At 62.8% G+C, this 26,126-nt stretch carries 19 protein-coding genes; 12 read left to right on the forward strand and 7 right to left on the reverse strand.

Going from position 1 to position 26,126, the window contains the following annotated elements; translation table 11 throughout:
* Nucleotides 1-27: 27 nt before the first annotated feature.
* From AOA60_RS10155 to AOA60_RS10165, 3 genes are all read left to right on the forward strand, one after another.
* Nucleotides 28-537: a sigma-70 family RNA polymerase sigma factor gene (locus AOA60_RS10155; protein ID WP_099584310.1), complete on the forward strand. Its 510-nt coding sequence runs from the start codon at nucleotides 28-30 to the stop codon at nucleotides 535-537.
* Entirely contained in the window at nucleotides 534-1,484 is a 951-nt protein-coding gene (locus AOA60_RS10160) for a FecR domain-containing protein (protein WP_099584311.1), read from the forward strand. Before AOA60_RS10155 ends, AOA60_RS10160 begins: the two co-directional genes overlap by 4 nt.
* Nucleotides 1,485-1,576: 92 nt before the next feature.
* Nucleotides 1,577-4,030, forward strand: coding sequence for a TonB-dependent siderophore receptor (locus AOA60_RS10165; protein WP_099584312.1), 2,454 nt, complete (start codon nucleotides 1,577-1,579; stop codon nucleotides 4,028-4,030).
* 5 nt (nucleotides 4,031-4,035) lie between these two features.
* Here AOA60_RS10165 and AOA60_RS10170 read toward each other — a convergent pair whose 3' ends face one another.
* From AOA60_RS10170 to AOA60_RS10190, 5 genes are all read right to left on the reverse strand, one after another.
* Nucleotides 4,036-4,707 (reverse strand): protein phosphatase 2C domain-containing protein, encoded by a 672-nt coding sequence (locus AOA60_RS10170; protein ID WP_099584313.1) that lies wholly within the window; start codon nucleotides 4,705-4,707, stop codon nucleotides 4,036-4,038.
* On the reverse strand, nucleotides 4,704-5,390 hold the full coding sequence (locus AOA60_RS10175) for a hypothetical protein (RefSeq protein ID WP_099584445.1): 687 nt from the start codon (nucleotides 5,388-5,390) through the stop codon (nucleotides 4,704-4,706). Before AOA60_RS10175 ends, AOA60_RS10170 begins: the two co-directional genes overlap by 4 nt.
* Nucleotides 5,391-5,404: 14 nt before the next feature.
* The gene (locus AOA60_RS10180) at nucleotides 5,405-6,100 is read right to left on the reverse strand and encodes a hypothetical protein (RefSeq protein ID WP_099584314.1); all 696 of its coding nucleotides are present in this window, start codon (nucleotides 6,098-6,100) and stop codon (nucleotides 5,405-5,407) included.
* 80 nt (nucleotides 6,101-6,180) lie between these two features.
* Nucleotides 6,181-6,885 carry a DUF3142 domain-containing protein gene (locus AOA60_RS10185; RefSeq protein ID WP_099584315.1) on the reverse strand — a complete coding sequence of 235 codons (705 nt, stop codon included), beginning with the start codon at nucleotides 6,883-6,885 and terminating at the stop codon, nucleotides 6,181-6,183.
* Nucleotides 6,882-9,041, reverse strand: coding sequence for an outer membrane assembly lipoprotein YfiO (locus AOA60_RS10190; RefSeq protein WP_099584316.1), 2,160 nt, complete (start codon nucleotides 9,039-9,041; stop codon nucleotides 6,882-6,884). Before AOA60_RS10190 ends, AOA60_RS10185 begins: the two co-directional genes overlap by 4 nt.
* A gap of 217 nt (nucleotides 9,042-9,258) precedes the next feature.
* On the opposite strand from AOA60_RS10190, the gene AOA60_RS10195 reads away from it, so the two are divergent.
* Genes AOA60_RS10195 through AOA60_RS10210 form a run of 4 tightly spaced genes read left to right on the forward strand, consistent with a single transcriptional unit; the run spans nucleotide 9,259 to nucleotide 13,918 of the window.
* The gene (locus AOA60_RS10195) at nucleotides 9,259-9,975 is read left to right on the forward strand and encodes an efflux RND transporter periplasmic adaptor subunit (protein ID WP_256592823.1); all 717 of its coding nucleotides are present in this window, start codon (nucleotides 9,259-9,261) and stop codon (nucleotides 9,973-9,975) included.
* Nucleotides 9,972-11,291 (forward strand): efflux RND transporter periplasmic adaptor subunit, encoded by a 1,320-nt coding sequence (locus AOA60_RS10200; RefSeq protein ID WP_099584318.1) that lies wholly within the window; start codon nucleotides 9,972-9,974, stop codon nucleotides 11,289-11,291. Before AOA60_RS10195 ends, AOA60_RS10200 begins: the two co-directional genes overlap by 4 nt.
* Complete coding sequence (locus AOA60_RS10205) at nucleotides 11,291-13,387, forward strand: biotin/lipoyl-binding protein (RefSeq protein ID WP_099584319.1); 2,097 nt, start codon at nucleotides 11,291-11,293, stop codon at nucleotides 13,385-13,387. The genes AOA60_RS10200 and AOA60_RS10205 overlap by 1 nt, the downstream gene beginning before the upstream one ends.
* 15 nt (nucleotides 13,388-13,402) lie before the next feature.
* Nucleotides 13,403-13,918 carry a GNAT family N-acetyltransferase gene (locus tag AOA60_RS10210; protein ID WP_099584320.1) on the forward strand — a complete coding sequence of 172 codons (516 nt, stop codon included), beginning with the start codon at nucleotides 13,403-13,405 and terminating at the stop codon, nucleotides 13,916-13,918.
* On the opposite strand, the gene AOA60_RS10215 is transcribed toward AOA60_RS10210, so the two are convergent.
* Together AOA60_RS10215 and AOA60_RS10220 are read right to left on the reverse strand one after the other, a co-directional pair.
* Nucleotides 13,894-14,202, reverse strand: coding sequence for a hypothetical protein (locus AOA60_RS10215; protein ID WP_099584321.1), 309 nt, complete (start codon nucleotides 14,200-14,202; stop codon nucleotides 13,894-13,896). The genes AOA60_RS10210 and AOA60_RS10215 overlap by 25 nt on opposite strands.
* 57 nt (nucleotides 14,203-14,259) lie before the next feature.
* Nucleotides 14,260-14,847, reverse strand: a complete 588-nt coding sequence (locus AOA60_RS10220; RefSeq protein WP_099584322.1) for a phage tail protein — start codon at nucleotides 14,845-14,847, stop codon at nucleotides 14,260-14,262.
* Between the two features lie 197 nt (nucleotides 14,848-15,044).
* On the opposite strand from AOA60_RS10220, the gene AOA60_RS10225 reads away from it, so the two are divergent.
* The 5 genes from AOA60_RS10225 (at nucleotide 15,045) to cysC (ending at nucleotide 26,119) form a co-directional block, all read left to right on the forward strand.
* Entirely contained in the window at nucleotides 15,045-16,649 is a 1,605-nt protein-coding gene (locus AOA60_RS10225; RefSeq protein ID WP_099584323.1) for a glycosyltransferase family 39 protein, read from the forward strand.
* 118 nt (nucleotides 16,650-16,767) lie between these two features.
* Complete coding sequence (locus AOA60_RS10230; protein ID WP_099584324.1) at nucleotides 16,768-17,601, forward strand: sulfotransferase; 834 nt, start codon at nucleotides 16,768-16,770, stop codon at nucleotides 17,599-17,601.
* A 53-nt stretch (nucleotides 17,602-17,654) separates the two neighbouring features.
* Complete coding sequence (locus AOA60_RS10235; protein WP_099584325.1) at nucleotides 17,655-23,969, forward strand: Ig-like domain-containing protein; 6,315 nt, start codon at nucleotides 17,655-17,657, stop codon at nucleotides 23,967-23,969.
* Between the two features lie 40 nt (nucleotides 23,970-24,009).
* Nucleotides 24,010-25,524 carry a TolC family protein gene (locus AOA60_RS10240; RefSeq protein WP_099584326.1) on the forward strand — a complete coding sequence of 505 codons (1,515 nt, stop codon included), beginning with the start codon at nucleotides 24,010-24,012 and terminating at the stop codon, nucleotides 25,522-25,524.
* A complete protein-coding gene (gene cysC / locus AOA60_RS10245) occupies nucleotides 25,514-26,119 on the forward strand; it encodes an adenylyl-sulfate kinase (protein WP_099584446.1) in 606 nt (201 codons plus the stop codon). Before AOA60_RS10240 ends, cysC begins: the two co-directional genes overlap by 11 nt.
* Nucleotides 26,120-26,126 lie beyond the last annotated feature (7 nt).

Consider the following 26,126-nt stretch of genomic DNA (forward strand, 5'->3'; position numbering starts at 1 on the left):
GCTCTCAATAACTTATCTGAGCGTTTCATGGGCATCGCGACTGACGGCCAGCAACAGCTTCACCTCCTGTACCGCGACCACCACGGTTGGCTGCAAGGCTGGTTGCGCAAGCGCCTGGGTGACCGTGAGCATGCGGCGGACGTGGCTCAGGACACGTTCCTGCGCCTGCTGGTGTCCGGTCGCTTCCCCGGCGACAAGGAAAGCCGCAGCTACCTGGCGCAAATCGCACGTAACCTGGTGATCGATCATTGGCGACGGCTGCGCATTGAGCGCGCCTACCTGGAAAGCATCGCGCACCTGCCCGAGCCTGTATCTCCGTCCCTGGAGACCCGTGCGCTGATCCTCGAAACCTTGATGCAGATCGACGCCATGCTCGACCGCATGCCCGACAACGTGCGCCGTGCCTTCCTGTTGTCGCAGTTCGAAGGGCTGAGCTACACGCAGATCGCCGAGCGTCTGGGCGTTTCTGTCAGTTCGGTGCAGAAGTACATGACCCGTGCCATCGTCGCCTGCTATCAGGTGGTCTACGAAGAATGAAACACGACGCGCCTATCGCGCCGGCCATCGTCGAGCAAGCCAGTGAGTGGTTGATGCTGCAATGGGGGGGTGAGTTGCAAGGCGATCAACGCCAGGCGTTTGCCCAGTGGCAGGCCGCAGACCCGGAGCACCGGCGTGCCTGGCAGCGCTTGCAGCAGTTGCAGCACACCCTCGGCGGCGTACCCACTCACAGTGCCCGAGCGGTGTTGCGCGACACCCCGGACACCCAGCGCCGCGCCGCGCTCAAGCTGCTCGGCTTGCTGCTGGCGGCCGGTGGCAGCGGGGTTCTGGTGCAGCGCAGCGAACCCTGGCAAGCGGCGTTTGCCGAGTACCGCACGCGCACGGGCGAGATCCGCCACGTCACCCTCAGTGACGGCACGCGCCTGGACCTTAACAGCGACAGCGCCGTGGACCTGCGCTTCAGTGCTAGCGAACGGCGTGTCCGTCTGGTGCGTGGCGAGATCCTGTTGACCAGCGGCCAGGACCCTTCCCGCCCGCTGATCGTCGAAACCCCAGCCGGTGATGTGCAAGCGTTGGGCACCCGTTTTGCCGTGCGCGAGTTGCCCGACGGCAGTCGCGTCGACCTTTACGAAGGCCGCGTGCGGGTCAGCCCGTTGCACGGCACCGCCGTGCAGATGCAGGCCGGTGAGAGCCTGTGGTTCAACGCGGGCCAAAGCTGCGCGTTGCCTGGGTTGAGTGCCAATACCAGCAGTTGGACCGAGCATCGCCTGATCGCCGAGCGCCAGCCGCTGGGCGAGTTTGTCGCGCAATTGAGTCGCTATCGACCTGGGCTGCTGCGCTGTGATCAGGCGGTGGCGGGGCTGTTGCTCACCGGCGTATTTCCGCTGGATAACACCGACGCGATCCTCGCGGCCCTAGAGCGCTCACTGCCGGTGCAGGTGCAGGCGGTGACGCGCTACTGGGTGACGATCAAGGCGCGGGTCTGAAAATATTTTCATCACTGCTTGTCGGTTTCGGCTGCCCGCTCGGGATACCTCTTGAAAGCCAATCAAGAAGCGATCTCACGGGGAGTCCTGCAATGCCGCACCACCCAGTCCAACCCTTGGCCCGCGCGCTGCGCCGTGGCTTGTTTGTCAGCCTTTTGGCGACGGTGCCTGTGGCGCCGAGCTTTGTTCAAGCGCAAGAAAGCGCCGAAGCGCAGCACGCCTATAACATTCCGGCGGGTAGCCTCGACCAGGCACTGAATCGCTTTGCCAGCGCGTCGGGCATTTTGCTGTCGGTCGACGCCACGCTCACCGAAGGCAAGCGCACGGCGGGTCTGCAGGGCCGTTATGCGGTAGGGGTGGGGTTGGAGCAGTTGCTGGCAGGCAGCGGTTTGGTCGCCGTGCAATCCCAGGGCAGTTGGTCGTTGCAGGCGAGTTCTGCGGGCGGCCCGTTGCAGTTGGGCGCCACGCAGATCAATGGTCAGCAGGAGCAGGAAAGCGCCTGGGGCCCGGTGGACGGGATTGTCGCCAAGCGCAGTGCGTCCGGCAGCAAGACTGATTCGGCACTGGTGGAAATCCCGCAGACGATCAACGTGATCACCGCCACAGAGATCAAGGCCCGTGGCGCCCAGAGCGTGACCCAGGCGCTGCTCTACACCCCTGGCATGAGCGCCGGCGGCTTCGCTGACCGGGTCAAATTGTTTGACGAACCCACCTCGCGGGGTTTCTCGCCCACGCCGCTGTACCTCGACGGTTTGCACCTGCCTTACGGCGGCGGCAGCACCGGCGGCGCATTGCAGATCGAACCCTACTCCCTGGAGCGTATCGAAGTGCTCAAGGGCCCGGCGTCGGTGCTGTACGGGCAGAACCAGCCGGGCGGTATCGTCAACATGGTGAGCAAGCGGCCCAGCGAAACCCCCGTGCATCAGTTGGTGCTGGAAGCGGGTACGTACGAACACAAAAGTGCCGCCATCGACCTCAGTGGTCCGTTGGATGAGCAGGGGCAATTTCTCTACCGCCTGACCGGCCTGGCCAATGATGGGCAGGACGAAATCAACTACGTCGAAAACAAACGCCAGTTCATCGCCCCCAGCCTCACCTGGCAGCCCAACGACGACACCCGCCTGACCGTCTTCGCCCAGTACCAGAAAGACAAAGGCGTGCCCGAAGCCCAAGGCCTGCCGGCGTCCGGCACCCTCTGGGCCAACCCCAACGGCAAGATCAAGCGCGATCTGTTTATCGGTGAGCCGGGCGTCAACCAGTACAACCGCGAGCAGTACGTGCTGGGCTACGAGCTTTCCCATCGCCTCAACGACACCTGGACCCTCAAGCAAAATGCGCGCTACGCCGAGGTCGACGATCGCTACACCGCGCCGCTGCACGGCTACCGCTTCGTCGCCAACCCGGCCACCGGCGTGCAGGATCAGCGCTACCTGCAACGCTTCGGCGTGGACTGGTCGCAAACCAACAAAGTGTTCGGCGTGGACAGCATCGCCCAGGCCGAATTCGCTACCGGCGTGCTGGACCACACCCTGATCGTCGGCCTGGATTACTACCACTCCAACTCCCAGTTCCTCGGCCTGTACGACCGAAATCCGCCGATCATCGACCTGTTCAAGCCGGTCTACGGTCAGCGTATGAACTTCGGCCAGCCCTATCGCTGGGACCGCACCATTACCCAGACCGGCCTGTACGTGCAGGACCAGATCAAACTGGATAAATGGGCGTTTGTGCTCGGCGGTCGTTACGACTGGGCCAATGTGGTGAACAAGGAACCGATTCAGGACAGCCGCTTCGCCAGCAAGGACCAGGCCTTCACCGGTCGTGCCGGGTTGGTTTACCTGTTCGATAACGGTGTGGCGCCCTTCGTCAGCTACACCGAATCGTTCCTGCCGCTGGCCGGCACCAGTATCGATAAAAAACCGTTCGAGCCGTCCACCGGCAACCAATACGAAGTGGGCGTGAAGTACCAACCGCCCGGCCAGAAGAGTTTCGTACAGGTCTCGGTCTACCAACTGGACCAGGAAAACGTGCTGACCACCAACCCGGTAGATACCACCTACAGCACCCAAAGTGGCGCGATGCGTTCGCGGGGTGTCGAGCTGGAAGCCAAGGCCTCCCTCAGCGATGCATGGGACGTGGTGGCCTCGGCCTCGCGCAACGACGTCAAATACACCAAGGACAACGACGGCCGCGAAGGTCGCCACCCGGCCGGCATCTCACCGCTCACCGCCTCGATGTGGGTCAACTACACCGTGCTCGGCGACACCCCTTTGGCTGGCCTCGGCGCAGGCCTGGGCGTGCGCTATGCCCGTCAGAGCCTGGGTGACTATTACGCAGGCGCTTTCACCGTGCCGTCCTACAGTGTCTATGACGCCAGCCTGAGCTACGACCTGGGCAGTTCGCCGCTGAAACTCAAGGGCGTGAAGCTGGCGATGAACGTGCAAAACCTCACCAACAAGACCTATGTGTCGCAATGCACCAGTGATTTGGATTGTTACTACGGGGAAGGGCGCACAGTGGTGTCGAGTTTGACCTACGACTGGTGAGCCTTTCAGGTGTGTATCAGCAAACAGGTCACATCGTCTTCAGTCGGGTAGGCGTCGAGAGATCGCGCGGCAATGACGGCTAATTGGCTTTCGGGTGAGAGCTCTGCCCAGAAGCCGTCTGTTGCCAGAACCCATAGTGTATCTGGGGCTACTGGCAACGATTGAACGCAGGGCTCGTGGCTCCTGCGATGACTCATGCAGTTGAGTAGTTGTTTACGGGCCGCACTGCTGGCAATGAGCGAGTGGCTCAGATCGCCTTTCCAGTTGGGGCCGCAGTGTGGCGAGCTGAGCCAGTTCACGGGCTGATTTTTTTCCAGATGCCCCAGGCAGCAATCGCCAGCGTGAATGGTGATTGCGGTTTGGCCAAGAACCAGCAAGGCAAGGTAACTGGCGGAAGCGAATGGGAAGTCCGGGCACAGGTTTGAGTGCACGTCGTTGAATGAAGTGAGCGTCAGCTTCAGCGCCTCATCGAGCGAACGTACTTCAGTTGGCTGTGCATGGGCGAACGCATCGAGCACATGTTGAATCATGGCTTTCGCCAGTTGACCGCTTCCGGGTTTAGACGTCCCATCGGCGATGACATAGAGCTGGGCGCCAGCATTGTGCGCCCAGCCGCTGAAGTCACGGTTTTCTGCTCTATGAGTTCCTTTGCGGCTAAGTCTCAGGCGCAGGGTCAAACGCTCGCTCCTGCATCAATCAATGCAGCGAGACGGCTGTAAATCAAGGCCTCGCGATCGGGGTCTTGGGCTGTGCTTTGGATTACGTCTTGAAACGCCGTCAACTTGAGCAGCGCCGACAGTTGATCGCTCACGAAGCGTCGCAGGTCGACAGGGGCTTGTTTTACTTCTGCTGTCAGTTCCTCCCGGCCGTCCAGTAAAGCAATGATGTCTTCAATGTCGTTGGACATCAGGACGTCGCCGTTACCTCTTCCTTGATACGCCTGCAGTTTTGCGGCGAGAAACCAGGGGGCGGCAAAGACTTTGATGCGGGTGCCATTGGGCAACGCGTAATCAATGGCATGTTCCAGTCCACCGACAAACCAAGTATTAGAGAAACCCAGTACTTTCTCATCGGTGGGCATGAAGTCGACTTTCAGTTCACCCAAGCGCAAGCGGCATGTAACCGTATCCTGGCCTGTGTTTTTGAATCCCTTGATCTTGAGAGTTTCCTCCAGTCGGTACCAGGCTGCGGTGCTTGTCAGGTGGATGACCAAGTCCACGTCATCGGTGCCACGAATGGACTCCTGAGTGTATTCGTCGGTGATCAGCAGGACTGTCGTGCATCCACCCACAAAAGCCACTTGCCGCCGCAGCTCGGCCCCCAGCGCGTCGGCGACTTCCTCAAGCATTTGCAGCATCATTTCCCGGGCGGAGTTCACAGAATCCACTCCCTCAGCATGGCGTCGGCTACTTTGGCTTCGCGGGGGCCTCCTATGCGGATGGCATCAACGAGGGCCAGGAAATGGTAAAGAAGCTCATCCTTTTTTACCGCTCCCGGCACCGTCTTGTACAAGGGCGTGATTTCCTGGCCTTTGCTTTTGCCGTAGGCGTCCGGCCAAACGGGGATGAATTCGCCGCCGCTGATGACCTTTCCCGCCAGGATGGGGGCCGCGAAGGCGGTCGGAATGCCCCGAACGATGGGGCCTGGCTTCACCGGAAAAATATAACGAATGCTGTAAGTGACGAGATCAAGCAGTGCTTTTTTTCTGACGAGAGGCGAACCGTCGTTATTGTCCGTAAACACCAACCCAATTTCGCGGCATCGGCTTAAAGATGAAGATACCTCTGTCTTGCTCAGCCCCAATGCCGATGCGAGGGCTCTTACAGAGTAGCTTTGTTGATTGTCCTGTTCGGCAGGCTCGCTCTCGTCCCAACCGCGCCAGTCTTCGAGATCAGAAAGCTGAACGGCTTGTATGTCGTTTTCATTTTCAAAAAATTGCTTGATGGTCGAGATGACCGCCCCTTCCGAATCTTGCATCACGGAGAACTCGCGTTTTTTCACGCGCTCCCCCCTGGCCTGCAATTCCAGGCTTATGAGTTTGAACAAGATAAGTACGTCTTGACTTTTCATGGGGCTCCAAACTTAAGTGTCCTCTGTCCGCGGACAGAGGACACTTTCTTGCACGGCTTCAATACCGATGTCAAGGATGATCAGCGATTCTGCAAAAACACCACATACCCCCGAAACCATTCACTCCCCTGCAAATACCCCGGTTCCTCCCAGTCCCCACCCTGAATCAATCCGACCTTGAACGGCAGCCCCAGCCGATTCATACGTGGCAAATACGCCGCGTAATCCGGGATGCTGTGGCGGCCTTGATACGTTTGCACCACCACTTCATCCACCACGCCCTTGAGCTGGGCGATGGCGGCTGGGTCTGCGTTGCTGCTCCAGTCCATCAGACCGGTGATGCTCAGGCGTAGGTCGGCGGGCAGGCGCTGGCGCAGGTCGCGCAGGAAAGCGGCGTATTCGTGCAGGTATTGGGTGCGGGCGTCGAAGTCGATCTGGATGCCGACCACCGGGTTGCCCGCGTCGCGCCAGCGTTGCACCTGGCCGAGCAGTTGGGTGTAGACGCGTTCCGGCCAGTGCAGGGTGTGGGCGCGGTAGACCACCCAGACTTCGCCTTGGGTGATGCGCGGCACGCTGATGCCCTGGGCGATAAATTGCACGCCGCGTTGGGGCGCGCCGCGGGTTGAGTTGATTTGGCCCTGGAGGATGTACAGGGTCTTGGCCTGTTTGAGTACCGGCTGGGGCGTGACGCCGCTCCACAGCCAGAAGGCGTCATAGTCGCGAGCGTCGACGGCCGCGAAGGCCGGGCTTGCCAGCAGCAGCAAGCCTAGCCACAGGTATTTCACCAGTAGTACTGCAGGGATTTGCCCCACTGGGTGTCGCCAAAGCCGGACTTGAGTTGGCGGAACCAGGCTTTGCGCACCGCCGGTTCAACGTCCTGGCCGCCGCAGCTGTTATAGCCGGCCGGCGCGTAGCAGTTGATGGCGCGGAACAGCGCGTAGGCCTTGTCGTTCTTTGGCGCCTTGGCATCGGCGATCACCTGCTTGTAACCGTCGAGGCGCGAGAAGGTTTCGCCCTTGAAGTCCGACGCGGTGCTGCCCAGGCTGCCGGCGGCGCGGGCCTGTTCCAACGGCATGCCGTCCAGGCCGTTACGCAGGATGAATTCGCCGAAGCAGTTCAGCGCTTGTGGGTTTTTCGCATCGGTCTGCAAGGTCGCAGCGGTCTGCGCGATGCTCGGGCAGGCATAGCCGGATTCGGCCTTGTCGCCGTTCCACTGGAACAGCTTCAAGCTCTGGCCGCCGCTATAGACGTAGCCAAGGCTGGTGCCCAATTTGTCTTCCGGGGGCGAAGCCGGCAGTTGCTTGAGGTCCTCGGCGAACGTGGCGTACTGGCTGCGCAGCAGGTCTTTATACAGCAGCACGAACTGCGCGGTCTGGCGCTCCAGCGGGTCGCTGGCCTGGGCGATCTGTTGGCGCAGCAACTCAGGCCCGGCGACGTTGCGCAGCAGGATGTAACGCACCGGCTTGGCGCTGATCGGCGAGTCGCTGGCGAACACCTTGGCCAGTTGGCCGCTGCGCTCGTAGTTCATCGCCAGGGCCAGTTCCAGTTGGTCGCGTTGCAGCGGCAATTTGGCCTGGTCGAGCAGTTTCAGCCACAGGGCTTCGGCGCCTTTCCAGTCCTGTTTGTCTTCCAGCGCCAAGCCGCGCAGGGTCTGCTGGCTGAAGGCGAAGTAATTCAGGTTCGACGGAATGTCCTGAGGCAAGTGCTTCAAGGCGGTGTCTGGTTGATGCTCGATGTACAGGGCACTCACGGCCAGCAAGTAGTCGTACAGCTCTGGGGCGCTGGCAAAAGCGACTTTCTGTTTCTCCAGGTCTGTTCGGGAGAGCGCCGGCTGATCTCCGCCGCGCATCACCATCAGGTCGCTGACCAACTGGATCATCGGCGTCGCGACCGTCTCGCTGTTGACCATCAACAGCTTGAGGTCGGCCTCTTCGATCAGTTCATCCACCGATACATTGCGCTGTGCATCCGACGCCTGTGTCATCGCCCAGGCATACGCGTCGGCGAGCTGGATGTTGTCGTCCGCCAGCCAGTACACGCGGCGCAGCAGGCCTCGGGCGGAGGCAACGTAACGACCCTGTGGATAAGTCTCCAGATAGCCAACAAAGCCATCTTTGGCCTGGCCCAGTGCAGACTTGTCCACACGCGCAAGCTGCGGCATCCCGTATTCGTCGAATGCTTCGGCCTGCGCCTGGTTCAGCAAGGTGCGGGCGCTCATGTACTGCGCGGTTTCCTTCAACCAGGGCAGTTCGCTGCCGCTGGCGGCGGCAAAACCGCGCTCGGCCTCGCTGAAACGTCCGCTGTAAAAGTCGGCGGCCGCTTGCAGATACGTGCGCAGCATGCGGCCATTGGACGACTCGATCGGTTCGGCGATCACCGGGCCGTCCCAGGTGCAGGTGATGAGCAGTTCCAGCCGGGCCTTCGCCAGCAGCTGGCGTTCTGCGGTTGGCATGTCGGCTTGCACCACCTGGCTGATAAACGCAGTGGCGCTGTCATCGTCGTTGCTGCGACAGCGGCTGCCCTCGCCTTCGAGGTAGGCCTCGCCGGCAGTCGTGTACTCGTTTCGCTTAATGCCCAGAGAGGTCAGCAGGGTGTCGAGTTCGGCGGTGGGCGAGTCGTCCGAATCCGCTTCAGTTTCTGCGCTGGAAGCGGCAGCGAGGCGATACACCGGAAACGGCACCGGGCCGAAACCCTGGCTCAGATCGTCTTCGGTCAAAGCCTTCGGCGTCAGCGGTTCGGCTTTTTTGTCAGCCAGCAACAGGCGCAGGTTGACCCGACTGTCGTTGCCTGGGTTGAGAAAGGGAAGGTTGCTGCAGGCGTCGAGGCGGTCACGCGACACCCGCCAATCCGGGTAGCACGAGTCATCGGAACTGGCCTGGGCCGGTAGGGAAATACCGGCCAGCAGGGCCAGTGCCAGGGGTGACAGAAAACCGATGCGCATGACGTGTCCTTGATCCTGAGTCCTTGGAGGGCGCCAATAGTAGCCTGATCCGATGTTGGCTATGGTGAAGGCCTACACAAATCACAGATTTGTCCGCTTTGGGTGGTGGCAATTTAACCTCGCTGCCCTAGACTGCGCTGATGATCAGGGAGAGATTTGTATGAAGCCGTTGCATGGATGGGTATTGAGTTTTTCCTGCCTGATGGGCTCAGTGCCGATGGTGATGGCGGATGACCCGTTACTGGATCCTCCGGCTACGGCTGCCGTGAGCACCGGCAGCGAGGCGCGTGGTGTGTTGCGCGCTCGCGACCAGGCGATGCTGGCCAGTGAGTTGTCCGGGCGCATTGTCGATCTGCCGTTCAGCGAGGGTGAGTCATTCAAGAAGGGCGACACACTGGCGCGTTTCGACTGTTCGGCCTATCAGGCCCAACTCAATGCAGCGTCGGCGGCCAGTCGCGGCGCCGGTGAAGAACTGGCCCACAATAAGCAACTGGCGGCGCTCAATTCCGTCGGTCGCTTCGAAGTGGCACGCGCCGAAGCCAAACTCACCGAAACCCAGGCCCAGTCCCAGGTCTATCAGGTGCAGGTCAAGCGTTGCAGCGTGCTGGCGCCGTATGACGGCCAAGTGGTGCAGCGCAAAGTGCGACGCTATGAAAGTGTCTCGGCCGGCTCGCCGTTGTTGGAAATCGTCGACAACCGCAGCCTGGAGATCCACTTGCTGGTGCCGTCGCGCTGGATGGGCAAGCTCAAGACTGGGCAGACGTTCAACTTCACCCCCGATGAAACCGGCCAAGCGTTCAGCGCCACCGTCAAACGCCTGGGCGCACGCATTGACGAGGGCAGCCAGACGCTGTTGTTGGTGGCCACGGTGTCCAACGCAACCGGGCTGATGGCCGGCATGAGCGGCACCGCCCACTTCGCGCAACTGCAATGAACGCACCGATGCCAGGCAGTACCGAGCGGGTGTTTGCCCAGTTTCTCGAGCTTGAACGTCAGACCCGCGCCGCGCGCAGCACCGAGCAACTGGCCTACAGCCTGGTCAATGATGGTCAGCCGCTGTTTGGCTACCGCCACGCGGCGCTGTTGATTGCTGGCAAGGTGCAGGCGGTGACCGCTGTGAGCAGCGTCGATCCGAACGCGCCGTTTGTGGCGTTCGTCGAGCAGGCCGTGGCGCAACTGCACAAGCAGGCGCTGGGCGAGACCGCCCGTGTGGTGCCTGTCGAGCTAATGAGCGCACAGGTGCAGGCCGACTGGCTGAGTTTGTCTGCCGGGCATGTGTTCTGGTTGCCGTTCATCGGCCCTCAAGGCCGAGTATTCGGCGGTTTGTGGCTGGCACGGGATACTCCGTGGAACCCCGCAGAGCAGGTGCTGCTGGCGCAACTGGGTGACACTTACAGTCATGCCTGGCTCGCGCTGCAACCCCGCCAGCCTTGGCGGTTGCGCCTGACCCGTAAGCGGCAGGCCCTGGTGGTGATCGCGTTGCTGCTGTTGCTGTTGATCCCCGTGCGCCAGTCGGTGCTGGCGCCTGCCGAGGTGGTGCCGCTGGCCGGGCAAGTGGTGGCGGCACCGTTGGACGGCGTGATTGCGCAGTTTCTGGTCAAACCCAACCAACCCGTCAAGCGCGGTGACGTGCTGCTGCGCTTTGAAAGCACCACCCTCACCGCCCAGGCCGACGTGGCTGGGCGCGCGTTGGGCGTGGCCGAAGCCGAGCTCAAGGCCAATGCCCAGCGGGCGTTTGCCGACGCCGAATCCAATTCGCGCATCGACTTGCTGGCCGCGCGCGTCGAGCAAAAACGCGCCGAACGCGATTACGCCCGTGAGCTGCTCAAGCGCAGCGAAGTACGCGCCGAACGCGACGGTATCGCCGTCTTCGCCGATCCCGAGCGCTGGCTCGGCAAACCGGTGCAGACCGGCGAGCGCCTGTTGCAGATCGCCGACCCCGGCCAGGCTGAGCTGCGCATCGAACTGGCGGTGGGCGATGCGATTGCCCTGGAGCCGAACGCCCAAGTCGCACTCTTTCTTGACAGCGACCCGTTACAACGCCACCTCGCCACCCTGCAACGCGCCGCCTACGAGGCCCAACCCACGCCGGGGGGGCAATTGGCCTATCGCCTGGACGCGCAGTTCGATGACGCGCCGCCGCGTATCGGCCTGCGCGGTACTGCGAAGATCTTTGGCGAGCGTGCACCGTTGGCGCTGTACCTGTTGCGTCGACCGCTGGCGGGCCTGCGCCAGAGCGTGGGGCTTTAATGGGCCTGCCCAGATTGCGCGACGACCTGCAACTCTCCAGCGCCGGTGTCGCCCTGGACGGTTCGCCGCGCTGGACCCTGGCCGACCCGGTGCGCGGGCGTTACTTCAAACTTGGCGCCACCGCCATTCGGCTGTTGCGCCACTGGTCGTTGGGCGATGCGCAAAAAGTCCTGCAGGCTGCCAACCGCGAGCCGGGCTTGCCGCTGGGCGACAGCGAAGTGGATGAGCTGTTGAGTTTTCTACGCATCCACGACCTGATTGCCGCGCTGGACCCGGAACAACGGGCCAGCTACCTGTATAAAGCCGCCGCCCAGAAGCAAAGCCTATGGCAAGTGCTGCTGCACCAATACCTGTTCTTTCGCATTCCGCTGTGGCGCCCAGATGCTTTCCTCAACCGGGCCTGGCCATGGCTGGCGCGGTTTGGGCCGGGTTTGTTGCGCTACGGGTTGCCCATGATTCTGGGCCTGGGGGTGTTTCTGGTCGCGCGGGACTGGCAGCGTTTTTTGGCGACCTTTCCACATCTGTTCAGCCTGGGGGGAGCCTTGGCGTTCGGGGTCGCGCTGTTTTTCGCCAAGCTGTGCCATGAGTTCGGTCATGCCTTTATGGCCAAGCGGGCCGGGTGCCGGGTGCAGAGCATGGGGGTGGCGTTCATGGTGTTGCTGCCAATGTTCTACACCGATGTCAGCGACGCCTGGCGAGTGAATGACCGCCGCTCGCGGCTGATGATTGGCGCCGGCGGCGTAATGGCTGAACTGCTGCTCGCGTGCGTTGCGCTGCTGGCCTGGTCGCTGTTGCCGGACGGCCCGGCACGTACCGCGGCGTTCATGCTGGCCAGCGCCACGTGGTTGACCACCCTGGCGATCAACCTGAACCCGTTCATGCGCTTTGATGGTTACTTTTTGATCAGCGATCTGTGGGGCGTGGATAACCTGCAAGGCCGTGCCTTCGCCCTCTGCCGCTGGCGCTTGCGTGAGTGGTTGTTCGGCTATGGCGAACCGGCGCCGGAAACCTGGTCGCCGACAATGCAACGACGTCTCCTGTGGTGGGGTTACCTGGCGTGGCTGTGGCGCGCGGCGCTGTTCCTGGGGATCGCGTTGGCGGTGTATCACTTGTTTTTCAAACTGCTCGGGATCTTTCTGATGCTGGTGGAGTTGGTGTGGTTCATCTTCCTGCCGGTGTTCAAGGAGTGGCGCGAATGGTGGAGCCGACGCAGCCGTGCCCATACGCCGAGGGTGGTGCTGACGGGCCTCGGGTTGCTGCTGATAGTGCTGGCGCTGGTGGTGCCCTGGCGCAGTGCGGTGGAGCTGCCGACGATGCTCGAAGCGGGGCGCGCCAGTGCGTTGCATGCGCCGGTGGCGGCACGCGTCAAGGCATTGAACGTGGCGGACGGGCAAGTGGTGATCCAGGGCCAGGTGTTGGTCGAACTGGAGTCCCCTGACCTGGACGCCCGGCAGAGCATAGTGCGCCGCGAAGTCGAGATCCTGCAGCTGCAGATGCGTCGCCAGGCCGGGCGCAGCGAAACGGCGGCGGACGCCGGCATCAATGACCAGCGATTGTCCCAGGCCCTGGCCGAATACCGAGGCTTGGCCGCCCAGCGCGAGCGCCTGTTGTTGCGCGCGCCCCATGCCGGGACCGTGCGTGATGTGCTGCCGCAACTGAGCACAGGTCGCTGGTTGTCGCCCAAGGACGCGCTGGCGCAAGTGGTCGAGGACGGCGCGCGCCTGCGCGGTTACCTGGCGGAAGCTGAATTGTGGCGCGTGCAGCCGGGAGCCACCGGGCGATTTATCGCCGATGACCCGATGCACGCGGCGATTGCCGTGGCGTTGACGGACATCGATGCCAACGGCGTGGCTTATCTCGATCAAGAAGCCCTGACCTCCGATCACCACGGACCGATCGCCGTGCGCCGCGATGCAAACCAGCGCCCGGCACCGGTCCAGGCGCAATACGGCGCTCGGTTCACGACGGTGCAATCAATCCCTACGCCCCATCAGCCGTTGCGCGGGGTGGTGGTGTTGCAAGGGCGCAGCGAATCAGTGCTGGGTGTGGCTTGGCGACGAGTGGCAGCCTTGGGCGTGCGGGAAAGCGGTTTTTGACAGGAGTTGAACACGATGCTGAACAAGGATGGCGCTCTGGCGCAGGGCCTGGTGGTGCGCCCGTCGCGCAGTACCGATGGGCCGTTCCTACAGGGGCTTTACCGCTCGGCGCGGGCCGATCTGCAATGGATCGATGGCGAACAGGCGTTGGTGGAGGAGGTGATTGCCCAGCAGTTCCAGATCCAGGAAAAGGGCATGGATGAGCACTTTCCCGGCGCGCTGCATTACGTGGTCGAGAAACTGGGCACGCCCATCGGCGCGTTGAGTGCCGACTTCGGGCCTAACGAGATCCGCGTGCTGTACCTGGCGTTTATTCCGGCCGCTCGCGGCCAGGGGTTTGGCCGAGCGGTGTTGCAAGGTGTGCAGCAGGCCGCCAGCCAGGTGTTTTGCCCGGTGACCACGGTGGTATGGGCGAGCAACCCCCACGCGCGCCAGCATTACCTGGCGCTGGGGTTTCGGGTGGAGGAAGAGACACCCGCCGCGCAACGGCTAGTGTGGTACCCGTCTCAGTTGAACACGATGCAGAAATAGCCGCGTTCGGCATTTCGGCCCATGGCCGGCTCGCGGGACACAAACACCTGTTCCAGGCACACGTCCGGCAGCGGCAGGCAGCATAGACCGTCCACGAAATCGGTGGGGCCGAGGCTGCTGAACAACACGCTGAAAGCCCCGCGTGGGTTGTGCGGCAAGGTCGCTTGGGGCGTCTCGCGTACACGTTCGATCTGAATCGGCAGCGCCGAGCCGTCCGGCAAGTAAAGCGTGCTGCTGCCCGCCAGCAACGGGCGAAAATGTTCAGAGGTGACCAGGTTCAACATAAGCATGGCTCCGCTTCAAAAGCGCCGAGGCATTCAAGCCTCGGCAAAGGGGTGGCATCACTCGCGTGACGGAAAGATGCCGTTCAGGGCAATGCTGAAGTTGATGACCAGGAAGGGGTTCATGCTCCCCATGGGCTGGCCTTGGCCGGCAGGGTCAATGGTGCCGGTCAAGGTGGTGCTCACGCCTTGGAGCGGCACCGGGTTGGCGCCCTGTTGGTCCGAGTAAATGGTGGCATTGCCTGGCCCGGTACCGGATGCGCCGATAAACGAGTTGGTGGCGGTGGGCGCGTTGGCCGGGTTGCTGGCAGCGTTGGCCAGTTGCACCGAGGTGCTGGCCTTGAGCGCTGTGCTGCCATGGGTGTGGGCGGGCAGGTTGGCCAGTGTGGCAGTGATGCTCTCGGTGCCGGAGACTTCGCCGATAACACGCGGCGTCAAGCCTGGGCCGTTACCTTGGCAGACGGGCAGGCGACCTTGCAGATTGGGCAGCATGAAAGTCGTCGAGCCGTTGCCGCCGTAGGTGACGCCGATCAGGGCGAACAGCGCCTGGTTTTGGCTGAGGGAGAGGGTTTGACCGGCGCACAAGGCCCATTCCCGAGGAGCAAAATTAAACGCAAAGGGTTGGATAGTGCCGATGAATACTTCCATGGATCGTTCATCCTTGTAGAGGCTCTATAGGGGGTGGACGACCCTTGAAGGGGCGTCATCGCAGAGCGTAGACGCAGGTTTCGCCGGCTGCCCGACGCTTTCGAAACAGTGAGCGAATAGGGGCCGTTTGGCTTACAGTGGCGCTGGTTTATGCACATGCATGTTTTTCCCTGGAAACGGGCAGTACTGAGGGATTTGTGGTGCGAAGGTGGGTAGGACAAAACGAGAAGATCGGCGCCTTTGCCGCGTTCGACGGTGCCTTTACGGGCGCCGGCTGGCTCAGCCGCTTGTGGTGGTTGCCGATCCTGGGGCTGGCCATGGCCCTGCGCTTTTACGGCCTGACCGCTGCGGCGATCTGGGGCGACGAGGGCTCCAGCTTATTGCTCAGCGAATACGCCTTGGACGACCTGTGGTTTCACGCCGCCCACGATGTTCACCCACCGCTTTATTTTTTCATGCTGCGCGGCTGGATCGAGTTGTTTGGCGACGGCATCTGGTCGATCCGCAGCATAAGCGCGATCCCTGGCGTGGCGGTCGTGGGCCTGGGTATTTGGCTCACCCGGCAGCTGTCGACCCAACGTGCGGCCGTCCTCGCAGGCCTATTGCTGGCATTGATGCCCACGGCGGTGCGTTACAGCCAGGAAGTGCGCATGTATGCCCTGCTCGGTGTATGGCTGCTCGGTGCCACCCTGGCCTTGGTGTACTGGGTGCGCCGTCCGGAACGTGCGCGTTATCTGGTCGCCTACGTGTTGCTGATGACTGCCGGTTTCTACACCCACTACTTCACCGCCCTGTGCGTACTGGTGCACTGGGCCTGGCTGGGCGTGTTGTGCACGTCGCAACCAGCGGGCCAACGCCTGATCTTACGCCGCAGCTGGTGGCTGGCTAACGTCGCCATCGTGCTGCTTTACCTGCCCTGGCTGCCGAACCTGCTGGACCTGGTGCAGCATGTCGATCAACTCAAGGTCGGCGGCGATATTGGCTGGGAAGCGCCGGTCGACCTGTTCTCCGTACCGTCGATGATCTGGCAGTTTATGCTCCAGGACGAAGGCCTGGACCTCTGGCGGCCGCTGTTCTGGCTGTTCCCATTGCTGTTGATAGCGATGGTGGGCGTTACCGCCTGGCGTGACCGCGAGCCTGATCGCCCAGCAGTGCTATTGGCGCTGTTTTTTCTGCTGCCGCTGTTGCTGGTGTATGGGGTGTCGTTTATCTCGCCAGTATTTATCGAGCGCTACCTCACCGTATACGCCCTGGCATTACCGATGCTGGTGGCGGTGGCAATCGATCGTCTGCCCTCGCGCCGGGTGTGGCTCGGGGCGGCGTTGTTCGTGCTGTTGGTCGGTGTGGAACTGGTGGGGCTGAAGAATAATTTCGCAGTGGATGAGCACGACCAGTTCAACGTGCCGGTGGAGTTCGTCAATCGCAACTACCAGGAAGACGACCGCATCGTCCTCAGCGACATGATGTGGTACCTCAGCTACGTGTATTACGACCAGACCGACGCGCAGCTGCAGCTCTATACCCCGTCCAAACCCGACGGCACGCCGACCCGACCGAATGCCTATGGCTTCGGCACCTTGGTGGACCAGGACGGCGGGCGCATTTACCTCGACCGTTTGTCGGCATTACCCGCCGATACCCGGCGCGTCTGGCTGATCAGCAGCAACGATGGGCCGGACGAATTTGCGCCCGTGCCCGACGGCTGGCGCTTGATCAGCCAGCAAGACGGCGGCGGCGCGAGGGCGCGTCTCTATCTGCTGTGCCGCGGGCCAGACGCATCGCAGCGTGCGGGCTGTGACTAATATCCGTTTGGCATTAACGGCCTAGCAAAATAGTGGCAAATGACCACTAGTTGAGATTGCAATCCTCAGCTACGCTTGCACCACAAAACGGATTTTTGTCCTACAAAGTGGTGAATGGATGCAGTATCACTTTATCTCCGGACTGCCGCGTTCCGGTTCGACCCTGCTCTCTGCGATTCTCCTGCAGAACCCGCGTTTTCACGCCGGCATGAGCAGCCCAGTGAGCCCCTTGTTCAACGGGGTGCTGGCGCAATGCAGTGCGGGCAGCGAGTTCGGCTCGGTGATCGACGCCGGCACCCGCCGCCGTCTGCTGCGCGGGTTGTTCGATGCCTATTACGCCGACAAGGCCTCCACCCCCGTGGTGTTCGATACCAACCGCCAATGGTGCGCGCGCATGCCCGCGCTGCATGACCTGTTCCCCCAGGCCAAAGTGATCGCCTGTGTGCGCAACGTGGCCTGGGTGCTGGACAGCCTTGAACGCCTGTACCGCGCCAACCCGTTCGAGAACACCAAACTGTTCAACGACGATGACGAGCGCAACACCGTCTACAGCCGCTGCGAAACCCTGGCCCAGCGCAATCGCCTGGTGGGCTTTGCCTGGACCGCGCTCAAAGAGGCGTATTACGGCGAGAACGCCGAATCGTTGCTGGTCGTCGATTACGACTTGTTGAGCCAGGCCCCGGAGCGGGTGATGCGGCTGGTGTACGACTTCATCGGCGAGCCCTGGTTCGAACATGACTTCAACCACCTGACCTACGACGCGCCGCTCTTCGACCAGGCCCTGGGACTGGCCGGCCTGCACAAGGTCAAGCCCAAGGTCGCGCCACAGGCACGGCGCACGCTGTTGCCGCCGGACTTGTTTGAGAAGTATGCCGCGTTGTCGTTCTGGCGCGATGGGTCTGCCAGTGCGGCCAATGTCATTCGTATGAAAACCGACGCCGCGATCAGTTGATTGCGGCTTTTCCTTTTTTGCGTATTCAAGTCGTTCGAGTCCGGGTGATCGTCATGTGGTGGAGCAAAGGCAAATCGCGGGTAACCGAGGGCGCGCAAGCCCTGGCATCGCCAATGATTATGTGCCTGGAGCCGCGAATGCTGTTCGACGGCGCGGTGGCGGCCACCGTGGCCGATGCCGCGCAGCCGGATGCCCATCCCACGGCCGAGGCGGCCAAGCCTTCCACCGCCGACCAGCCGGCAGACACGCACGCGCCCCAGGGCCAGGTCGATGCGACCCAGGCGGCGGTGCCGGGCAAGAGCGTGTTGTTCGTCGATTCCCGGGTCAAGGATTCCGCGAGCCTGCTCGAAGGTGTGGCGCCCGGTACCCAGGTGGTGCAACTGGAGGCGAACAAGGACGGTTTGCAGCAGATCGCCGATTACCTCGACAGCCACCAGGGCGTGAGTTCGGTGCAGATCATCGCCCACGGCAATGCCGGCGATCTGTGGCTGGGTAACAGTTACCTGTCGGCGGATAACGTCCAGGCCCGCAGCGAGATATTGGCGCAGATCGGCCAGGACATGAACGTGGGCGGCGATATCCTGATTTATGGCTGCTACACCGCCGAAGGCGAGCGTGGCCTGAGTCTGGTCGATTCATTGGCGCAATTGACCGGCCGCGACGTGGCCGCATCCAACGACCGCACCGGCCTGGGCGGCGACTGGGACCTGGAAATCGCTACCGGCAACATCGAAAGCGCCAACGTGCTGTCCGCCAGCGCCATGAGTGAATACCAATGGGGCCTGGCCACCTGGACCGCCACCAACAACCTCAACTCCGGCGTCGGTTCCTTGCGTGCGGCGCTGTCGTCCGCGCAGAACGGCGACATTGTCACGTTCAGTAGCTCCATGACCGTTGCCCTGACCCAGGTGCTGTTGGTCAACAAAAACGTCACCATCGACGGTGACCTCAATAACGACAACGTGGCCGACGTGACGCTCGACGGCCAGTATCGCACCCAGATCCTACAAGTGACATCCGGCACCACGGCTACCCTCGATGGCCTGGTGATTACCCGGGGCATGACGGCCGGCAATGGCGGTAATGGCGGCGACGATGCGCTGGTGTCCAAGGGCGGCGGCATCTACAACGCAGGCACCTTGACCCTGAGAAACGTCACCGTGACCGCCAACGCCGCTTCCGGCGGTGGTGGCGGCGGCGGTGTAACGCCGCAATACGCCGGTGGCGGCGGTGGTGGTGGCGGCGCGATCACCGGTGGTACCGGTGGCAAGGGCGGCGACAGCCTCAACGCCACGGGCAGCAATGGCACCGCGGGGCAGGGCGGCGCGGGCGGCGGTTTCTTCAACATCGGCGGGCGTGGCGGCTCCACCACGGGTGGCGCCGGCGGTGCGGCGTATCCGGGTTATAGCACCGGCTCGGCCGGTGGTACGGCCAGCAGCGGCGGATTGTCCATCGGCGGTGGCGGCGGCGGTGACGGGTACGACAACTTCGGTGGCGACGGCGGCGGCGCGGTGGGCGGGATCTACAACGACACCGGCGCGACCCTGCGGATCATCGGTAACTCGACCCTCTCCAACAACGTCGGCGCGGGCGGTGGCGGTGGCGGTGGTGGCGCCGGCGGCAGCTATCTCCAGGCAGGTGGCGCGGGCGGTGTCGGGGTCGGCGCCATCTGGAACAAAGGCTCGATCCTGATCACCGCCGCCAACTTCGCGGCACTGGCCGGCAACGTTGGCGGCAGTGGCGTGGGAGGGACCAGCGCGGGTACCGCGGGTGTTTCGCCGTCCTCGGTGGCCAACGTCTACGGCGATGGCGGCACCATCAACACCAACTATGTGCCGGACGAGACGCCGCCCACCGCGACCGTCGTGGTGGCCAATACCAACCTGAACTCCGGCGGCACCTCGACGGTGACCATCACCTTCTCCGAAGCCGTGACGGGCCTCACTGCGGCGGACCTGACGGTGCAGAACGGCACCGTCGGCACCTTGACCAGTGGCGATGGCGGCATCACCTGGACCGGCACGTTGACTGCGGCCAGCAACATCACCGACACCACCAACGTCATCACCCTGAACAACGCCGGTGTAGCCGACCTGGCCGGCAACGCCGGCGTGGGCACGACCAACTCCAACAACTACATCGTCAACGATACCGTGGCGCCCACGGCGTCCATCGTGGTCAGCGACACCGCCCTCAGGATCGGCGAAACGAGCGCAGTGACCATCACCTTCAGCGAAGCAGTGAGCGGTTTCACCAGCGCTGACCTGACCGTCGCCAACGGCTCGATCAGCGGTCTGAGCACCAGTGACGGTGGCATCACCTGGACCGCCACGCTGACGCCGGATGCGACGGTCACCGACACCTCCAATCTGATTGTCCTGAACAACAGCGGCGTGGCGGATCTCAACGGCAACGCTGGCGTGGGCACCACCAACTCGAACAACTACGCGATCGATACGCAACGCCCAACCGCCACCATCGTGGTGGCCGACACCGCGTTGCGTATCGGCGAAACCTCCGTGGTGACCATTACATTCACCGAGGCCGTAAGTGGTTTCACCCTGGCCGACCTGAGCGCTGCCAATGGCAGCTTGAGCGTACTGAGCAGCAGCGACGGGGGTATCACCTGGACTGCAACGCTCACCCCGACGGCCAGCATCAGTGACACCACCAACCTGATCACCCTGACCAACAGCGGTATTGCCGACCTGGCCGGCAACGTCGGCAGCGGCACCACCGACTCGAACAACTATGCCGTCGATACCCTGCGTCCGACCGCCAGCATCGTGGTGGCCGATAGCGCACTGAACATCGGTGAGACGTCGCTGGTCACCATCACCTTCAGCGAGGCCGTCACTGATTTCACCCTGGCCGATATGACCGTCGCCAACGGCGCCTTGAGCGGGCTGAGCAGCGGTGACGGCGGTATTACCTGGACCGCCACGCTCACGCCGAGCGCCAGCACCACCGATGCCACCAACCTGATCGTCCTGGCCAACACCGGCGTGGCGGACGCGGCCGGTAACGCGGGCAGCGGCACCACCAGCTCCAACAACTTTGCGGTTGACACTCAACGTCCCACCGCCAGCATCGTGGTGGCCGACACCGCGTTGAGCGTCGGCGAAACATCGCTGGTCACCATCACGTTCAGCGAAGCGGTAACAGGTTTTACCGCCGCCGATCTGACGGTCGCCAACGGCACTGTCACCGGCCTGAGCAGTGGCGACGGCGGTATTACCTGGACCGGGACATTCACCCCCGGCGCCAGTCTCAGCGACACCAGCAACCTCATCACCCTGGACAACACCGGTGTGACTGACGCGGCGGGCAACGCAGGCAGCGGCACCACCGACTCCAATAACTACGCCATCGATACCCAGCGCCCCACCGCCACCCTCGTGGTCGCCGACACGGCCGTTGCTATTGGCGAAACCTCCGTGGTGACAATCACCTTCAGCGAGGCGGTGACCGGTTTCACCCTGGCTGACCTGAGTGTCACCAATGGCAGCCTGAGCGGCCTGAGCACCAGCGACAACATCACCTACACCGCAACCTTCACGCCATCGGCGGGCGTCAGCGATACCACCAACCTGATCACCCTCAATAACACCGGGATTGTCGACGGGGCAGGTAATACCGGCAGCGGCACCACCGATTCCAACAACTATGCCGTCGACACACTGCGCCCGACCGCCACCATCGTTGTCGCCGATACCGCGCTGAGCGTCGGCGAAACCTCGCTGGTGACCATTACGTTCTCGGAAGCGGTCAGTGGTTTCGACAATTCGGACCTGAGCGTGGCCAACGGCACATTGAGCGCGGTCAGCAGCAGCGATGGCGGCATCACCTGGATCGCCACGTTCACGCCGGCCCTCGGGGTCAGCGACACGTCCAACCTCATCATCCTGAACAACACCGGCGTCAGCGATGCGGCGGGCAACACCGGTACCGGCACCACCAACTCCAACAACTACCAGGTCGACACCAACGTGCCGACGGCGACCATTGTGATTGCCGACACCACATTGAGTATCGGCGAGACCTCGTTGGTCACCGTGACCTTCAACTCGGCGGTCAGCGGGTTCGACAATTCGGACCTGACCGTCAGCAACGGCACACTCAGCACCATGAGCAGCACCGACGGTGGCGTCACCTGGACGGCCACGTTCACGCCGAGCGCGAGCATTGCCGATACCAGCAACGTCATCACCCTGGACAATACTGGCCTGATCAACGGCGCGGGCAATGCCGGCGTGGGCACCACCGATTCCAACAACTACGCGGTCGACACAGTGCGCCCCACCGCGAGCATCGTTGTGGCGGACACCGCCATTGCCGCCGGCGAGACCTCACTGGTGACCATCACCTTCAGCGAGGCCGTGACGGCGTTCACCAGCGCCGACCTGACGGTGGCCAACGGCGTGCTCTCGGGGTTGAGCAGCAGCGACGGCGGCATCACCTGGACCGCGACGCTCACGCCGACCAACGGGGTCACGGACAGCAGCAACCTCATCACACTCAACAGTGGCGGCGTCGTCGACCTGGCCGGCAACGCCAATGTCGGCAGCACCGATTCGAACAACTATGCGCTGGACACCGAGCGTCCAACCGCAACGATTGTGCTGGCTGATTCCAGCCTCAGTGTCGGCGAAACCTCGTTGGTGACCATCACCTTCAGCGAGGCCGTCACCGGGTTCAGCAATGATGACCTAAGCGTCGCCAACGGCACCCTGAGCGCGGTGAGCAGCAGCGACGGCGGCCTGACCTGGACCGCCGTCTTCACCCCGGCCCTCGGCGTGCGCGACACGACCAACCTGATCGTCCTGGACAACACCGGCGTGAGTGACGCGGCGGGCAACAGCGGAACCGGTACCAGCAACTCGGCCAACTACAGCATCGATACCCAGGTGCCGACGGCCACCATCGTGGTCGCCGATACGGCGCTGAACATCGGTGAAACCTCGTTGGTGACCATCACGTTCAACGAGGCGGTGAGCGGTTTCGACAACAGCGACCTGAGCGTCAGCAACGGCACGCTGAGTAATCTGTCGTCCACCGACGGTGGCGTCACCTGGACGGCCACGTTCACGCCGAGCGCGAGCATTGCCGATACCAGCAACGTCATCACCCTGGACAATACTGGCCTGATCAACGGCGCGGGCAATGCCGGCGTGGGCACCACCGACTCCAACAACTACGCGGTCGACACCCAGCGTCCTACGGCGACGATCTCCGTGGCGGACAACAACCTGGGCATCGGCCAGACCACCACAGTGACCATCGGCTTCAGCGAAGCGGTCAGCGGTTTCGATTTGTCGGACCTGAGCGTGGCCAACGGTGTGCTGTCCAACCTGGCCAGCAGCGATGGCGGCAAGACCTGGACGGCTACCTTGACGCCGACGGCGGCGATCAGCGATGCCACCAACCTGATCGTACTGGACACCGGCTTGGTGAATGATGCGGCGGGTAACGTCGGCAGCGGCATCGTGATTTCCAACAACTTTGCCATTGATGGTGAGCGGCCTACCGCGACCATCAGCGTGGCCAACTCCAACCTGACGGTCGGGCAGACCACCACGGTGACCTTCACCTTCAGCGAGAAGGTCAGCGGTTTCGAGCTGGATGACCTCAGCGTGGCCAATGGCACCTTGTCCAACCTGGCCACCAACGACGGCGGCAAGACCTGGACCGCGACCCTGACACCGACGGCCAATATCAACGACCCGAGCAACTTCATCACGCTGGATTCCAGCCTGATGGCGGACCTCGCGGGCAACGCCGGCAGCGGTTTTGCCAACTCCAACAACTTTGCGATCAACACCATCGCGCTGACGGGCGACCCCCTGTTCCGTGTTACCACGCCGACGGCGCCTGTGGACGCACCGAACCAGCCGTTGCAGCCGATCATCTTCGGCCGGCCGGGGGGCGAGCTGGGTTCGCCTATCGGCTTCCCGCCGCTGTTCGAGCAACGTGAAATGGGCGGGGGCTTGCCGCCCATCGGCAGTATTTTCATCAACAACGGCGCTTCGTCGCCCAGTTTCATCGCCCAGGTGTTCAGCACCGATAGCAGTGGGGACGGCAGTGGCCAGGGCTTCCTCGGGTTTGGTGGCGGCGATGGCGGGGTGTTTGGTTCAAGCACGCTCTCGGGGTTGTTCAACCGCGAGAACAGCGGCGACGACAGTGGCTTCAAGGCGTTCGACAACAAGTCGATCAAGGGCAGCGGCGACGCGGCCCAGGGCCTGCGTGGCGTATTTGGCGCGCCGACTCTTGGCCAGCAACTGCAACAGATCAACGACACCGAGCATCGTCAGGTGATGGACCTGGCGGCCGCGCTGCAACAGGTCGGCATCAGCGAAATGCAGGCTTGAACACACTCCAATTTTGCGCAGGAACAGGGGCGGTACAGGGATGAAGACAGGTCAAAAGTTGTTCGGCGCCAGCCTGCTGGTGCTGGCGATCAGCGGTTGCGCGGTCACCAGCGAACCGATTGAGCGCAGTGTCAGTGAGCAGCGAGCCCGCAGCGATCTACACGGCATGTACAAGGATCAAGAGCCCCTCAGCGGCCCCTTGACTCTGCACCAGGCCATGGCCCGTGCGGTGAAATACAACCTCGAAGGTCGCTTGAAGGTGATGGAAGAAGCCTTGGCCAAGCGCCAATCGGACCTGTCCAGTTTCGACATGCTGCCGCGCATGGCCCTGTCCGCAGGCTACGCCGGGCGCAATAACACCAACGCCTCCAGCAGCCAGAGCGTGCTCACCGGTACGCAGTCCCTGGAGCCGTCCACCTCCCAGGATCGCGACCGCCGTGTGGCGGACCTGACCATGGTGTGGAACGTGCTCGACTTCGGCGTCAGCTACATCAGCGCCAAGCAGCAGGGCGACCAGCGCCTGATCATCCAGGAACGTCGACGCAAGGTGATCAACACCATCGTTCAGGACGTGCGCTCTGCCTACTGGCGCGCGGTGGCCGCCGAGCGTCTGCTGACCCAGATCGACAGCCTGATGGCACGGGTCGATCAAGCACAGGCCAACAGCCAAAACATGAGCGAGCAGCGCATCGGCGACCCGGTCCAGGCCCTCGGTTACCAGCGTTCGCTGATCGAAGCCACACGCCAATTGCAGGAGCAGCGCCGCGCCCTGTCCCTGGCCAAGACTGAACTGGCCACCCTGATCAACCTGCCCATGGGCACCGACCTGAAGCTGGCCACGCCGGACGAGTACACGGTGCCTCAACTCAAGGTCAATCTGAGCAGCCTGGAACAGGAAGCCCTGGCCAATCGCCCGGAACTGCGTGAGCAGGATTACCAGACCCGCATCAGCGCTGCGGAAACCCGCAAAGCCATGCTGCGCCTGCTGCCGGGCCTGGAGTTTTCCGCTGGCGGGCACTACGACAGCAACTCGTTCCTGGTAGACAATCGTTGGGCTGACTATGGCGCCAAGATCACCTGGAACCTGTTCAACGTGATCTCCGCCCCGGCGGCCATCGACGTGGCCAAGGCTGGCGAAGAAGTTGCCACCGCACGGCGCCAGGCCATGTCGATCGCGGTGCTGGCACAAGTCTATGTGGCCAACGCCAATTACCAGGACGCCGTGCGCCAGTTCAAGACCAACGAACAACTGGCGAACATCGACGGGCAAATCCTCACCCAACTGCGCAACCGGCATGAAGCAGCCGGCTTGGGCGAACTGGACCTGATCCAGGGCGAACTCAACACCCTGCAAGCCGACCTGCGCCGTGACCTGGCCTATGCCGACCTGCGCAATGCCTACGGCCAGATCTTCGCCAGCGCCGGGCTCGACCCGTTGCCCGAGCAATTGGACTCTGACCGCGTGCAGACCATCGCCACCGCGCTGGCCAGCCGTGAATCGGCCTGGGCTGCCGGCAACATCGCTGCACCGGTGCCGCGTGCTGTTGCCCAGTAACCTGGTGGCGCCGACGGCGAGCATCACGCGCCGTCAGCGCGAGGCGCGTAATGGGCATCGCGGTATGGCGATCCTGCTCACCGGTTTGCCCGCATCGGGCAAGTCGACCCTGGCCCAGGGGCTGCAAGCTGCGCTTTTCGAACAGGGTCGGCAAAGCATCGTGCTCGACGGCGATGCCTTGCGCGGCGGCCTTAATAAAGACTTGGGTTTTGCCGACGGCGACCGCGAGGAAAACATCCGCCGTGCCAGCGAACTGGCGGCGCTGCTGGTGGACAACGGGCAGATCGTGATCCTCGCGATGATCGCGCCGCTGACCGAATTGCGGGCGGTGTTTGCCGGACGCCTGGGCGCGGATTACCGGGAAGTGTGGTGCAGTGCATCCTTGGCGGTGTGCGAAGGGCGCGATCCCAAAGGGCACTACGCCCGGGCGCGACGGGGCGAATTGCCAGGATTTACCGGCGTGGGTTCACCCTATGAGCCGCCGAGGGATACTGCGTTGGTGCTGGATACCGGCGTGTTACCGGCGCAGCAGTGCGTCGAAGGTTTGCTGGCCTGGCTGGCGCCTGGACTAGACTCTGGAGAATCACCTTCTTAGGAGCCCG

It is taken from the genome of Pseudomonas sp. 2822-17 (assembly GCF_002742485.1).
Taxonomy (GTDB): Bacteria; Pseudomonadota; Gammaproteobacteria; order Pseudomonadales; family Pseudomonadaceae; genus Aquipseudomonas; species Aquipseudomonas cyclaminis.

What these genes read in the sequence shown, in the direction of transcription:
- AOA60_RS10215 (WP_099584321.1), bottom strand. Translation starts at nt 14,202, where the DNA reads ATGTTGAACCTGGTCACCTCTGAACATTTTCGCCCGTTGCTGGCGGGC.
- AOA60_RS10165 (WP_099584312.1), top strand. Translation starts at nt 1,577, where the DNA reads ATGCCGCACCACCCAGTCCAACCCTTGGCCCGCGCGCTGCGCCGTGGC.
- AOA60_RS10155 (WP_099584310.1), top strand. Translation starts at nt 28, where the DNA reads ATGGGCATCGCGACTGACGGCCAGCAACAGCTTCACCTCCTGTACCGC.
- AOA60_RS10160 (WP_099584311.1), top strand. Translation starts at nt 534, where the DNA reads ATGAAACACGACGCGCCTATCGCGCCGGCCATCGTCGAGCAAGCCAGT.
- AOA60_RS10195 (WP_256592823.1), top strand. Translation starts at nt 9,259, where the DNA reads ATGGTGATGGCGGATGACCCGTTACTGGATCCTCCGGCTACGGCTGCC.
- AOA60_RS10220 (WP_099584322.1), bottom strand. Translation starts at nt 14,847, where the DNA reads ATGGAAGTATTCATCGGCACTATCCAACCCTTTGCGTTTAATTTTGCT.
- AOA60_RS10240 (WP_099584326.1), top strand. Translation starts at nt 24,010, where the DNA reads ATGAAGACAGGTCAAAAGTTGTTCGGCGCCAGCCTGCTGGTGCTGGCG.
- AOA60_RS10180 (WP_099584314.1), bottom strand. Translation starts at nt 6,100, where the DNA reads ATGAAAAGTCAAGACGTACTTATCTTGTTCAAACTCATAAGCCTGGAA.
- AOA60_RS10210 (WP_099584320.1), top strand. Translation starts at nt 13,403, where the DNA reads ATGCTGAACAAGGATGGCGCTCTGGCGCAGGGCCTGGTGGTGCGCCCG.
- AOA60_RS10190 (WP_099584316.1), bottom strand. Translation starts at nt 9,041, where the DNA reads ATGCGCATCGGTTTTCTGTCACCCCTGGCACTGGCCCTGCTGGCCGGT.
- AOA60_RS10200 (WP_099584318.1), top strand. Translation starts at nt 9,972, where the DNA reads ATGAACGCACCGATGCCAGGCAGTACCGAGCGGGTGTTTGCCCAGTTT.
- AOA60_RS10205 (WP_099584319.1), top strand. Translation starts at nt 11,291, where the DNA reads ATGGGCCTGCCCAGATTGCGCGACGACCTGCAACTCTCCAGCGCCGGT.
- AOA60_RS10175 (WP_099584445.1), bottom strand. Translation starts at nt 5,390, where the DNA reads ATGATGCTGCAAATGCTTGAGGAAGTCGCCGACGCGCTGGGGGCCGAG.
- AOA60_RS10230 (WP_099584324.1), top strand. Translation starts at nt 16,768, where the DNA reads ATGCAGTATCACTTTATCTCCGGACTGCCGCGTTCCGGTTCGACCCTG.
- AOA60_RS10235 (WP_099584325.1), top strand. Translation starts at nt 17,655, where the DNA reads ATGTGGTGGAGCAAAGGCAAATCGCGGGTAACCGAGGGCGCGCAAGCC.